This window comes from Micromonospora sp. NPDC003197, from assembly GCF_053590565.1.
Window position 1 is genome coordinate 1 of sequence record NZ_JBSFTE010000036.1, and the last position, 12,310, is coordinate 12,310.

Sequence of the window (12,310 nt, forward strand, 5' to 3'; positions counted from 1 at the left end):
ACGGGGGAACCTCCGTTCGGGGCAGCAGGCCGTGAAGCAGGAAACCCGGCGGGCGACCGCCGGAATCCCCGCCCTTTAGGGCAGGGAGATGTCAAGTACCTGACGATCTTCTTCCTGCTACGGGTACTGCTGAAGCGGGAGAGCGGCACGACCGGCGTCACCGACCTGCTGGTCATCGTGTTGATCGCTGACGCTGCCCAGAACGGCATGGCCAACGACTACACCTCCATCGCTGACGGGGTCCTCCTGGTCGTAGTGATCATTGGTTGGGCGTATCTGCTGGATTTTCTTGCGTACCACTGGCCTGCGGCGGCCCGGTTGATCCGTCCCGGGTCCCTGGTGCTGGTACGCGACGGGCAACTGTTGCGCCGCAACATGCGCCGGGAGCTGATCACCCAGGAGGAGTTGTACACGCAGCTCCGGGAGCAGGGCATTGACGACCTGGCCACGGTCAAGGAGGTCCGGATGGAGTCCGACGGCCGGTTCAGCGTGATCACCCACAGCGGTGGAGAGCCCCGCAACAATCCTGACGATCGATCCGTGATCTAAGCCGCCGCCGAGCGGCAGGTACGACAGAGCTAGTAGTAGGGGACGAGCCGAGGGATCTCTATGATCCATTCATGGCGTTGCTGCACCGGGCGGAATTGCGCCCCTCGAAACTCGAACTGCTGGCGGCGTGGTTGCCCGGTCAGGACTGGTACCAGGGGTCGGCCATCGCAGAACTGGACCGGGTGGCGGCGTACCGGTTCGACGATCCGGCGGGTGAGGTGGGGATCGAGACGATGCTCGTCCAGGCGGGCGACGGTCCGATCTACCAGGTCCCGATGACCTACCGTGGTGCGCCGCTGGAGGGGGGCGACGCCTGGCTGATCGGCACCATGGAGCATTCGGCGCTCGGCCCCCGCTGGGTGTACGACGCATCCGGCGACCCGGTCTACGTCGCGGCGCTGGTGGACGCCATCCTCGCGGGCACCGGTCAGGCAGAGGAGTTCTTCGAGGTCGACGGCCGGCGCGAACACCGCGAGCCGAGCATGACGATCGCCGTCGACGGTACGCTGCAGGCCGATCGTCTCGCCGTCGGTCCACTCCGCTGGGCGGTGGCCGGCGACCCGACGCGGATCGGGACGGAATCCGTCGAGTTGGCCGTATATCGCCGCCTCGACACCGACACCGACACCGGGGTCGGAGCAGCTGACGCGGTCACGCTGACCGGCACCTGGCCGGGGCAGTCCGCTCCGTTGCCCCTGGTGTACGCCTCGCCGCGCCGATCCGGGTAGCCAAGCCCAGCCACGCTGCGTCCGGCCCAGCCCCGCTGCGTCCTCAGCCCTGCTCAGCCGTCACCTTTATCGGCGTACGGCTGAGCAGGAGTCGGTCCAACACCACCAGCGGTACGACACCGACGGGATACCAGAGGATGTCGGTCAGGTCGAACTGCACACCCAACACGAGCCGGGCCAGCAGGCTGCGTTCCGAGAGTGCGGCCGGGATGCCGGTCAGCTGGGAGAACTCGACCAACCAGCAGAAGCCGATGGCGATCGCACCGGCCGGTAGCGGCGACATGCGGGGCCACAGGAACAGCACCCCCGCGTAGACCATCGACGCGTACAGGGCGGTGCCGGAGTGCTGTGCCAGTGGGCCGTCGCTCTCCAGGGTGCCGCTGGTCAGGGCACGAATGGCGAGGGCGACGGCCAGAAAGAAGGCTGCTGCGGCGAGCATGAGGAGCCGGACCCATCGCGGCGTGATCGACATTCCGCGATGCTAATCGGTGCCCATGCCCCCGCCGAATTCGCAAGTGACCCGGCGATCCTGCCTGCATCAGCCGGCGACGCGGCGGGGGCAATGCCGACTACTCCAACGCGCCCGCGCCGAGCAGCCCCTTGATCTCGGACCGGAAGCTGATGTCCGGGCTGACACTGTGTCCGCCCAGGGACAGCATGGTCACCTTCCCGCCCCGGCTGCGCAGCCGTACGTGCAGCGGAGCGGATCCCTCGTGGCGTTCGACGATGCTGCGCAGCTCTGCGGCCAACGCGGTGCTGACCTTCTCGGTCTGCATGGTGAGCACCACCGGCGGGTTCGCCGCCAGGTCCTGTTCGCTGATCTCCAGGACCGCCATGTCGGTCGCGGCGACGTTACGGGTGTCCTCCCGCTGGTTGATCCGGCCTTTGACCGCGACCACCGCGTCCTCGACGATCGAATCGGCCAGCAGTTCGTAGGTGGCGGGGAAGAAGAGGACCTCCACCGAACCGGCCAGGTCCTCCAGGGTGGCAACCGCCCAGACCTTGCCGGCCTTGGTCATCCGCCGCTGGACGCCGGTGAGCAGGCCAGCGATCTGCACCGTTGCCCCGTCGGAGAGTTGCTCGCTGTCGGCGACCGCCGCCGTCGAGGTTTCGCTGTTCTTCGCCAGCACCCGTTCCGCACCGGCCAGCGGATGGCTGGAGACGTACAGGCCAAGCATTTCCCGTTCGAGGGCGAGCAGCTCGCGGCGCGGCCATTCCTGGTCGCTGATGGTGAAGTCCAGCCCCACCATGCCGTCCGACTGGTCGGTGTCGAAGCCGTCGCCGAATAGGTCGAACTGGCCCTCGGTCTCCTTGCGCTTGATCGGTACGACCGCGTCGATCGCGTCGCTGTGCCGTTCGAGCAGCCCACGGCGGGTGTGCTTGAGCGAGTCGAACGCCCCCGCCTTGATCAGCGATTCGACCACCCGTTTGTTGCAGACGGTGAGTTCGCTCTTGCTGAGGAAGTCGGCGAACGACTCGTAGCGCCCCTTCGTCTTTCGGCTGGCGACGATCGATTCGACCACGTTCGCGCCGACGTTGCGGACCCCGCCCAGACCGAACCGGATGTCTTCGCCAACGGCGGCGAACCGCAGGTGCGACTCGTTGACGTCCGGCGAGAGCACCTTGATGCCCATGGCCCGACATTCGGCCAGGTAGACCGCCGACTTGTCCTTGTTGTCACCGACGGAGGTCAACAGGGCGGCCATGTACTCGGCCGGGTAGTTGGCCTTCAGGTACGCCGTCCAGTACGACACCAGGGCGTACGCGGCGGCGTGCGACTTGTTGAACGCGTACCCGGCGAACGGCAGGATGGTGTCCCACAGCGCTTGGACCGCCTCGTCGGAGAAACCCTGGGCCCGCATACCGGCCTGGAAGCCCTCGAACTCCTTGGCCAGCACCTCGGGCTTCTTCTTGCCCATCGCCTTCCGGAGTACGTCTGCGCGGCCCATCGTGTAGCCGGCGACCTTCTGGGCGATGAACATGATCTGCTCTTGGTAGACGATCAGGCCGTAGGTCTCGGAGAGGATGTCCCGTAGCGGCTCCTCCAGCTCCGGGTGGATCGACTTGATCTCCTGCCGGCCGTTCTTGCGGTCCGCGTAGTCGTTGTGCGCGTTGACACCCATCGGACCGGGTCGGTAGAGCGCGCCGACGGCGATGATGTCCTCGAACGTGGTGGGCCGCATTCGGCGCAGTAGTTCCCGCATCGGCCCACCGTCGAGCTGGAACACGCCAAGGGTGGCGCCTCGGGCCAGCAGTTCGTAGGTCACCGGATCGTCGGTGGAGAGCCGGTCGAGGTCGATGTCCAGGCCACGGTTGATGCGTACGTTGTCGATCGCGTCGCCCATGACGGTCAGGTTCCGCAGCCCGAGGAAGTCCATCTTCAGCAGGCCGACGGCCTCGCACGACGGATAGTCCCAACCGGTGATGATCGACCCGTCGTCGCGGGCCCAGAGCGGAACGCTCTCCACCAGTGGTGAGCTGGACAGGATGACCGCGCAGGCGTGCACCCCGGCCTGCCGGATCAGCCCCTCCAGACCTCGGGCGGTCTCGAAGACCGTGCCGATCTCGGATTCCTCCTCGATCAGCTTCCGGATCTCGGTGGCTTCCTTGTAGCGGGGGTGGCCCGGGTCGACGATGCCCTTGAGCGGGATGTCGGAACCGAGGACCGCCGGGGGCATGGCCTTGGTGATTCGATCACCCAACGCGTACGGGTAGCCGAGCACCCGGGTCGCGTCCTTGATCGCGGCCTTCGCCTTGATCGTCCCGTACGTGATGACCTGGGCCACCCGGTCGTCGCCGTACTTCTCGGTGGCGTAGCGGACCATTTCCCCGCGCCGCCGGTCGTCGAAGTCGATGTCGATGTCGGGCATCGAGGCGCGCTCGGGGTTGAGGAACCGCTCGAACAGCAGCCCGTGCCGGATCGGGTCGATGTTGGTGATGCCCAGGACGTACGCGACCAGGCTGCCGGCGGCCGACCCTCGGCCGGGACCGACCCGGATGCCGATCTCCCGAGCGTGTCGGACCAGGTCACCGACGACCAGGAAGTACGCCGGGAAGCCCTTGGTGGTGATGACTTCCAGCTCGTATTTCAGCCGCTCCGGGTAGCCGTCGGGGATGCCTTCCGGGAACCGGCGCCGCATGCCGGCATCGGTCTCGTGGCGCAGCCAGCTCTCCTGGGTGTGCCCCTCCGGCACGTCGAAGACCGGCATCCGGTCGACGAGGTCGAACACCTCGGCGTACGACTCGACCCGCTCGGCGATGAGCAGGGTGTTGTCGCAGGCACCCGGCAGCACGCTGTCCCAGGTGGTCCGCATTTCTTCGGCGGCCTGAAGGTAGTAGGTGTCGCCGTCGAACTTGAACCGGTTGGGGTCGTTCATGGTCGACCCGGACTGGACGCAGAGCAGCACCTCGTGCCGGCGCGCCTCGTCCCGGGTGACGTAGTGCGAGTCGTTGGTGGCGACCGGGGGGATGTTGAGCCGTCGGCCGATTTCGAGCAGGTCTTCCCGGATCCGGCGCTCGATCTCGAGGCCGTGGTCCATGACCTCCAGGAAGAAGTTTTCCTTCCCGAAAATGTCCTGGTATGTGCTGGCAGCCTTCAGGGCCTCGTCGAACTGGCCGAGCCGCAGCCGGGTCTGCACCTCGCCCGACGGGCAACCCGTGGTGGCGATCACGCCCTCGGCGTGGCTCGCGATCAGGTCGCGGTCCATCCGGGGCTTGCGGTAGTAACCGGTGAGGCTCGCGTCGGTGGAGAGCTTGAACAGGTTCCGCAGCCCGGTCGCGTTGGCGGCCCACATGGTCATGTGGGTGTAGGCGCCACCACCGGCCAGGTCGTCGCGCCGCTGCTCCGGCGTACCCCAGAAGACCGCTTTCTTGAATGTCCGGTCGCCCGGGGCGAGGTACGCCTCGATCCCGAGGATCGGCTTGACCCCGGCGTCCTTGGCGGCGCTGTAGAAGCTGTACGCCCCGAACATGTTGCCGTGGTCGGTCATGGCCAGGGCGGTCTGCCCCAGCCGGGCCGCTTCGGCGAAGAGCGGCTTGTGCTGCGCCGCCCCGTCCAGCATTGAGTACTCAGTGTGCGTGTGTAGGTGTACGACCTGGTCAGGCACGCCCCGACTCCCCCTCGCCCCCAAGATCGAACAGTTCTCCAGACGAGCCTATCGGGGCCATAAGATCGGCCGGCAGAGACTCGCCGGGGTGTGAAACACGTCCGATGGCGGCGGTCCCGAGGGGCTAGGGCCGGTCAACCTCCGGTCGCGGTGGAGCGTGGTGGGTTCCCGGACTGACCAGGCCGCTGCGGTAGGCGGCGACGACTGCTTGGACCCGGTCGCGCAGCCCGAGTTTGGCCAGGATCCGGGCGACATGGGTCTTGATCGTCGCCTCGGACAGGTGCAACGTGGCGGCGAGTTCGGCGTTGCTGAGCCCCTGGGCCAGATGCCGCAGGACGTCGAGTTCCCGTGGTGTCAGATTGTTCAATCCGCCGTACGTGGTGTTGGTTTCCGGTGTGCGGTCGACGAAGCGTTCGACGAGCCGCCGGGTGATGGCTGGGGCGAGGAGAGCGTCGCCGATGCGCACGAGCCGTACGGTCGCGGTGAGCTGTTCCGGCGTGACGTCCTTGAGTAGGAACCCGCTGGCACCGGCGGTCAGGGCGGCGTAGACGTAGCGGTCCAGGTCGAACGTGGTGAGCATGATGATTCGCGTGGTGTGCTGGGTGTCGTCGGCGAGGATGCGGCGGGTGGCTTCCAGCCCGTCCATCTCCGGCATGCGAATGTCCATGAGGACGACATCCGGCCGGGTACGGCGTACCGCGTCGACCGCTTCGGTTCCGTTGGCCGCCTCGGCGACCACGTCGATGCCCTCCTCGGCGAGGATCAGCCGGAAGCCGGTACGGACCAACGCCTGGTCGTCGGCGATGACGACGCGCAGCGAGTCGGTCATATCGTCTCCAAGGGGATGCGGGCCTGGACACGGTAGCCGTCGGCGGGGTGGCGGGTGATGTCGAGGTGCCCGCCGTACAGGGCGAGCCGCTCGCGTAGGCCGATGAGGCCCCGGCCGTTGCCGGTGGCGGCCGACGCCGTCGGCGGACCCCCGGTGTCGATCACTTCGATTCCCAACTCGTCGGGGGTGTAGGTGATGGCGACAGTCGCGTCGCTGCCGGCGGCATGTTTGACGGTGTTGGTCAGCGCCTCCTGGACGACACGGTAGGCGGTCAGATCGACGCCGGACGGCACCGGCCGCACCTGACCATGCACGGTCAGCCGCACCGTGACACCGGCGTCGCGTACTCGAGCGACGAGTTTGTCGACCTGGTCGAGGCCCGGTTGCGGGGCCAGACCGGCGTCCTCGCCGTCCATGGTGAGTAGGCCCATGACGTGCCGCAGTTCGGTCATCGCGGCCCGGCCGCCGGACTCGACGGCCAGCAACGCTTCGCGGGCCCGTTCGGGATTTCTGTCCATGATCTTTCGGGCGGCACCGGCCTGGATGACCATCATGCTGACGTTGTGCGTGACGACGTCGTGCAGTTCGCGGGCGATGCGGGCACGTTCGAGTTCGGTGGCCCGCCGGACGGCCTCGGCCTGCTCGCGTTCGAGTTCGGTGGCCCGGCGGACGGCTTCGGCCTGCTCACGTTCGAGGGCTTCGACCTGCGCGCGGCCAGCATCGGTACGTTGTCGCCAGGTACGCAGCCCGTTGGCGGCCACGGTGAGGGGCACCAGGATGAACAGCGGCACGTACTGGTTGGGCACGGTCGGCAACTCGGCCCCGGTGAGCGACCCGGCGGCCAGGACCATGACCGGCATGCTGACCAGTGTGGCGATCCGATAAGGGCTGTACGCGGCGGCGCTGTACGCGGCGATGACACAGGCGTAGAACGTCAGCCGGGGCGCGGCTTCCGGGGTCAGCGCCGCCGCAATGATCACCACCCACAGCACACCGAGGGGATAGCGGCGGCGCCACGCCAGCGGTATCGAGGCGGAAAGAACCAGCGCAACCGCGAAGAGCAGGTAACCGAGGTCGGGCGGGTCCCCCGGCACCGGCAGTGGCGGGTCAGGAGGCATGCCGGCCGGCGCTGGCGGCGATGGAGTGAGCGGGGTGGGGAGCGTGTCGGGACGGGATCCGTCGATGTTGCCGGTGAGGGCGTAGTAGACGACGGTGACCGTGACGAATCCCGCGAGAAGGACATCGAAGATCCAGTTGTGTAGCGATGGACGCGGCAGGGGTCCCGAGACGCGCCGTAGTGCCCGCGTCCACCTCCAACGATCGACCACTGCCAAGACATCCGTCACGTGATCATTCTGCTCGACACCCCAGCGGGGCAGCATCGCTCTCGCGTCGGGGTGGGCTACATCGTGCGGCTACGCCAAAAGGATGAGCTGTCATCGCCTCGTCCGGGAGAGGCAGCAGAGATGCCTCGCCTGACCGACGCGCCGGTCACCGTGGTCGACCTAGCGTCATGACGTCAGAAAGCGATCATGAACGGAGCCTCATGACGAACTCGGTGATCGAGCTGTGCGACGTGACCCGCGCGTACGACCAAGGTCCGCCCGCGTTGTCGCAGGCGTCGCTGACCGTGCGCCCCGGTGAGGCGGTGGCGATCCTCGGTCCGTCCGGCAGCGGCAAGTCCACCCTGCTGAACCTGATCGCCGGACTCGACCGACCTGACTCGGGAACCGTCACGGTCAACGGAACCCGGATCGACCAACTCGGCGAGGCGGGCATGGCGAAACATCGCCGCAAATCGATTGGAATGGTCTTCCAGTTCTTCAACCTCCTCGACGACCTGACCGTCGCCGACAACGTGGTGCTGCCCGCCCAGTTGGCGGGAATGCCGCGCCAGGCGGCCCACCGGCGCGCCGCCGAACTCCTGGAGGCCCTGGGCATCGCACGACACGCCCGCGCCTATCCCGGACGGTTGTCCGGCGGACAGCGCCAGCGCGTCGCCGTTGCCCGAGCGTTGATGAACCGGCCGCCGCTGTTACTGGCCGACGAGCCGACCGGAGCCCTCGATCGCGCCTCCGGGGAGGACGTCGCCAGTTTGCTACGCGAACTCAATGCCGACGGGCAGACCCTCGTCGTGGTCACCCACGACCTCGCCCTGGCCGAGTCGTGCACATCCCGAACGGTGGAGCTGGTCGACGGACGTATCGTCGCCGACCTGGCGGTCGCCCGATGAGCGCGGTCGGGCTCGTCCTGCGCACCGGCGTCCGCAAACGCCGCGTACAAACCATCGTGATCGGGCTCGCCACCTTGATGGCGGTGACCGCGTCGGTCCTCGGCGGTGCCCTGCTGGTGGTGTCGAGCGCACCGTTCGACACCGCGTTCGCCGCACAGAACGGCGCGCATCTGAGCGCCACCTTCGACCCGGCGCTGGTTACCTCCGACCAACTGACCGCCGCCGACCCGGCCGGGGTCACCGCGACGGCCGGGCCCTACCCGGTGGTCACGGTCACCGCGCAGATCGACATCATCGGGAGTCTGCCGCTGAACCTGGTGGGTCGGGACACCCCGAACGCGGCCGTCGACCAGCTCACCCTCGTCACCGGCGAATGGGCGGACGCACCCGGCGAGATCGTACTGTCCGACATGGGCTGGCCCGATCCGCTGGGCATGAAACTGGCCCTGCCCGACCTGCCGGGCAGCCCCACCCTCACCGTGGTCGGCACCGCCCGGTCGGCCAGTCGGAGCGCCGACGGCTGGGTCAGCAGTACGCAAGCCGGTGCCCTCACCAGGTCGGGCAGGCCAGACGGCTACCAGATGCTCTACCGGCTCGCCGCCCCCGACACGACCGCCGCGATCGACGTCGCCCGGGCGGCGGTCTCCGCTGGCCTGCCCACCACGGCAATGGCCGGATCGCAGTCCTGGCTCGACGTCAGGCACGCCGCCGAACGGGATACCGCACTCTATGTTCCGTTCCTCATGGCGTTCGGCATTCTCGGCCTGGTCATGTCGGTGCTGATCGTCGGCAATGTCGTCGCCGCAGCGGTCAGCGCAGGTATCCGCCGCATCGGCGTACTCAAAGCCGTCGGTTTCACCCCCGCCCAGGTCGTACGCACCTACCTCGGCCAAGCGCTGATCGCCGCCGCCGTCGGCACCGCCCTCGGCGTACTCGCCGGGCATCTGCTCGCCGTCCCCATCCTGGCCGAGACGAGCACCGCGTACGGCTTGGCGAGCCTGGGAGTTCCGCTGTGGATCGACGCCGTCGTCGCTGCCGGCGTCCTCGGACTGGTAGCCGCGACCGCCTGGGCCGCGTCGTGGCGAGCTGGCCGGCTACGTACCATCGACGCCCTCGCCGTCGGCCGCACCCCGCAGGCCGGACGCGGACAGACGATCGCCCGACTGGCCGCGCGACTACCGCTGTCCCGGCCGATCACGCTCGGTGTGACGCGACCTTTCACCCGACCGGTACGCACCCTCGCCATGATCGCCGCCGTCGTGTTCGGCGCCACCGCCGTCACCTTCGCCGTCGGGCTGGGCACCTCACTCAACGAGATCCTGGTCGCCCGCCAGCACAACATCGCCGAGGTTACGGTGGCCGCTCTCCCACCTGCCGTTGGACCGGACGGCCGACCCGACGGCCCCCCGCCGGACCTGCCCGCCGACACCTCGGCGATCACCGCCGCGATCCACGCGCAACCGGGCACGAAGGAGCACTACAGCATTGCTTCCACCTCGGCGACCGTTGCCGGGATCAGTGGCACCACCAACCTCAACGCCTTCACCGGCGACGCCAGCTGGGGCGGATACGCCATGATCGAAGGTGAGTGGTTCGACGCACCCGGCGAAGCCATCGCGTCCACCGGTTTCCTGACCACCACCGGCCGAAAGATCGGCGACTCGGTGACCTTGAACGTCGGAAACCAGCGTGTCACCCTACGCATCGTCGGCGAAGTCTTCGAGACCACCAACGACGGCATGAGCGTGTTTACCGACGCCATCAACCTCACCACGCCGGTGCCGGTCGCCAGCATCAAGATCTCGCTCACCCAAGGGACCGACACCACCGCCTACGCCGACGCGCTCGAACGCGCGCTCCAGCCACTGGGCGCGACCACGGAAGCCCAGCGCGGCGGGGGCGGCGACATGATTGCCGTACTCAACGGTCTCACCGCGATCCTCACCCTGATGCTGGTCACCGTTGCCGGCCTCGGCGTACTCAACACGGTCCTGCTCGACACCCGGGAACGTGTCCGCGACATCGGTATCCACAAGGCGATCGGCATGACACCCCGGCAGACGATCACGAGTGTCCTGTCGTCGGTCGCCCTCAACGGCCTGATCGGCGGGGCCATCGGAGTAACGGCCGGCATGATCGTGCACCGCATGGTCGTACCCGCGATGGGTGACGCCGCCGGCCTCCGCCTGCCGCAGGTCGCGCTCGACGTGTACCCGGCACTGGTCGTGGCACTACTCGGACTGGGCGGGCTGGTCATCGCACTCGCCGGCGCGTTACCACCCGCCACCTGGGCGGCCCGGATCCGCACCACCACGGCGCTCCGAGCCGAATGACGAGGAGACCCCGGCGCTGGGCGCCGAATGACAATGCGGCTGCGACGTGGTCCGGAACTGTCGGCTGACATTCGGCCGGGCCAGCAGGCGTGATGGCGCGCCCAGCGGGTAGACCCGACCTTTACCCGGGAGGGTGACATGGCGGGCGCCGCTGGGCCGACCATCGGGGTGATCGGGTCGTACGGGGGGCGCAACCTCGGCGACGAGGCGATTCTGACCGGGCTTCTGGCCGATCTGCGGGCCCGTCGACCCGACGCCCAACTGCTGGTCTTCTCCCGTAACCCGGAGCACACCCGGGTGGCGCATCCAGGCGTACGGGTCGCGCCGTGGGATGGGGTGAGCCGTACCGACTCGGCGGAGACGCTGGCACGGCTGGACCTGCTGATCCTCGGCGGCGGTGGGATCCTCTACGACAGTGAGGCCCGTCGATACCTTCGGCTGGTCCTGGCCGCCCAGGAGCGCGGGCTGCCGGTGCTGACGTACGCGGTGGGGGTCGGGCCGCTGACCGAGGCGCTGGACTGCTCAATGGTTCAGGCCGCCCTAACCGCAGCGGTGGAGGTGACCGTACGGGACGAGGAGTCCAAGCTCGTGCTGGAGGAGGCTGGGGTGACCCGGCCGGTGACGGTCACCGCCGACCCGGCGTTGCTGTTGGAGCCGGAGGAGTTCGGTGTGTCTCTGCTGCGGGAGGAGGGCGTTCCGCCGGGGAGTCGCCTGGTCGGCATCAGCGTTCGCGAGCCGGGGCGGGCCGCCGAGCACCTCGACGTCGGTGGGTATCACCGACTGCTCGCCCAGGTTGGGGACTTTTTGGTGAACCGGCTCGACGCCAGTGTGCTGTTCGTCCCGATGGAACGCGACGACATCCGGCACGCGCACGGCGTGTTGTCGCACATGACTGCGGCAGAACGGGGGCGCATCCTGCACGGTGCCTACCGCCCTCGCCAACTGCTCGGGCTCATGCCGCACTTCGACATGGTGGTCGGAATGCGACTGCACTTCCTGATCTTCGCGGCACTATCCGGCATCCCGTTTCTGCCGCTGCCGTACGCGGGGAAGGTCTTCGACTTCGCCCAGCAGATCGGGATGCCGGCGCTACGCGGGGTGGAGCGGGAGGTCGAGGGCCCGCTGCTGGCGGAGGTCGACCGGCTCTGGGATGAGCGGGAGACCCGGATCGCGGACATCCGTCGTCGGGTGGCGTCGCTACGCGAGCGGGCGGCGAACACCGGCCAGATCATCGACCCGCTGCTGCGGAACCTCACCGTCGGCGGTACGCCGGGAGCCAGTTGACCCCGGCAGGCAGGTCGATTCAGACCGCCGAGCCCCGGAACTCGTACTGCCAGGGCGGGTCGTCGCCGTCCATCGTCTCCAGTTCGTAGATCTCGGTGTCGGTAAGTCCACCGGCGCCGACGTGGTGGTGGGTCAGGGGCGGCCGGCCGTTCGGGTCCAGTTCGACGGTGACCGTCTCGCCATCGGCCGCCCCGCCGACCAGGGGAATCTCCACGTTGGGTGCCATCACCCCATCCTGCCCGTGCGTC

Annotated in this window: 10 protein-coding genes; 5 read left to right on the forward strand and 5 right to left on the reverse strand. The window is 68.2% G+C overall.

The window, feature by feature from the left end; all coding sequences use genetic code 11:
- The coding region (locus ACWDV4_RS27875) for a DUF421 domain-containing protein (protein WP_449984648.1) at window positions 1-549 on the forward strand (549 nt) is incomplete at its 5' end.
- 71 nt (window positions 550-620) lie between these two features.
- Window positions 621-1,277, forward strand: coding sequence for a CG0192-related protein (locus ACWDV4_RS27880; RefSeq protein ID WP_449984651.1), 657 nt, complete (start codon window positions 621-623; stop codon window positions 1,275-1,277).
- Between the two features lie 43 nt (window positions 1,278-1,320).
- Here ACWDV4_RS27880 and ACWDV4_RS27885 read toward each other — a convergent pair whose 3' ends face one another.
- The 4 genes from ACWDV4_RS27885 to ACWDV4_RS27900 form a co-directional block, all read right to left on the reverse strand.
- Window positions 1,321-1,749 (reverse strand): ribosomal maturation YjgA family protein, encoded by a 429-nt coding sequence (locus ACWDV4_RS27885; protein WP_449984654.1) that lies wholly within the window; start codon window positions 1,747-1,749, stop codon window positions 1,321-1,323.
- Window positions 1,750-1,846: 97 nt separating this feature from the next.
- Window positions 1,847-5,383: a DNA polymerase III subunit alpha gene (gene dnaE, locus ACWDV4_RS27890; protein WP_449984657.1), complete on the reverse strand. Its 3,537-nt coding sequence runs from the start codon at window positions 5,381-5,383 to the stop codon at window positions 1,847-1,849.
- A 124-nt stretch (window positions 5,384-5,507) separates the two neighbouring features.
- Window positions 5,508-6,212, reverse strand: coding sequence for a response regulator (locus tag ACWDV4_RS27895; protein WP_449984660.1), 705 nt, complete (start codon window positions 6,210-6,212; stop codon window positions 5,508-5,510).
- A complete protein-coding gene (locus tag ACWDV4_RS27900) occupies window positions 6,209-7,558 on the reverse strand; it encodes a sensor histidine kinase (protein ID WP_449984662.1) in 1,350 nt (449 codons plus the stop codon). The genes ACWDV4_RS27895 and ACWDV4_RS27900 overlap by 4 nt, the downstream gene beginning before the upstream one ends.
- 200 nt (window positions 7,559-7,758) lie before the next feature.
- On the opposite strand from ACWDV4_RS27900, the gene ACWDV4_RS27905 reads away from it, so the two are divergent.
- The 3 genes from ACWDV4_RS27905 to ACWDV4_RS27915 all read left to right on the forward strand — a co-directional run bounded on the left by ACWDV4_RS27905 (window position 7,759) and on the right by ACWDV4_RS27915 (window position 12,062).
- Window positions 7,759-8,445 carry an ABC transporter ATP-binding protein gene (locus tag ACWDV4_RS27905; protein WP_449984664.1) on the forward strand — a complete coding sequence of 229 codons (687 nt, stop codon included), beginning with the start codon at window positions 7,759-7,761 and terminating at the stop codon, window positions 8,443-8,445.
- Entirely contained in the window at window positions 8,442-10,778 is a 2,337-nt protein-coding gene (locus tag ACWDV4_RS27910; RefSeq protein WP_449984667.1) for an ABC transporter permease, read from the forward strand. The genes ACWDV4_RS27905 and ACWDV4_RS27910 overlap by 4 nt, the downstream gene beginning before the upstream one ends.
- Before the next feature lie 138 nt (window positions 10,779-10,916).
- Entirely contained in the window at window positions 10,917-12,062 is a 1,146-nt protein-coding gene (locus ACWDV4_RS27915; protein ID WP_449984669.1) for a polysaccharide pyruvyl transferase family protein, read from the forward strand.
- A gap of 19 nt (window positions 12,063-12,081) precedes the next feature.
- Here ACWDV4_RS27915 and ACWDV4_RS27920 read toward each other — a convergent pair whose 3' ends face one another.
- Window positions 12,082-12,288, reverse strand: a complete 207-nt coding sequence (locus tag ACWDV4_RS27920; protein ID WP_449984671.1) for a hypothetical protein — start codon at window positions 12,286-12,288, stop codon at window positions 12,082-12,084.
- Window positions 12,289-12,310 lie beyond the last annotated feature (22 nt).

Bases quoted from the DNA above. Each gene is read 5' to 3' on its own strand.
- ACWDV4_RS27880 (WP_449984651.1), top strand. From the start codon at position 621: ATGGCGTTGCTGCACCGGGCGGAATTGCGCCCCTCGAAACTCGAACTG.
- ACWDV4_RS27895 (WP_449984660.1), bottom strand. From the start codon at position 6,212: ATGACCGACTCGCTGCGCGTCGTCATCGCCGACGACCAGGCGTTGGTC.
- ACWDV4_RS27885 (WP_449984654.1), bottom strand. From the start codon at position 1,749: ATGTCGATCACGCCGCGATGGGTCCGGCTCCTCATGCTCGCCGCAGCA.
- ACWDV4_RS27915 (WP_449984669.1), top strand. From the start codon at position 10,917: ATGGCGGGCGCCGCTGGGCCGACCATCGGGGTGATCGGGTCGTACGGG.
- ACWDV4_RS27905 (WP_449984664.1), top strand. From the start codon at position 7,759: ATGACGAACTCGGTGATCGAGCTGTGCGACGTGACCCGCGCGTACGAC.
- ACWDV4_RS27910 (WP_449984667.1), top strand. From the start codon at position 8,442: ATGAGCGCGGTCGGGCTCGTCCTGCGCACCGGCGTCCGCAAACGCCGC.
- ACWDV4_RS27920 (WP_449984671.1), bottom strand. From the start codon at position 12,288: ATGGCACCCAACGTGGAGATTCCCCTGGTCGGCGGGGCGGCCGATGGC.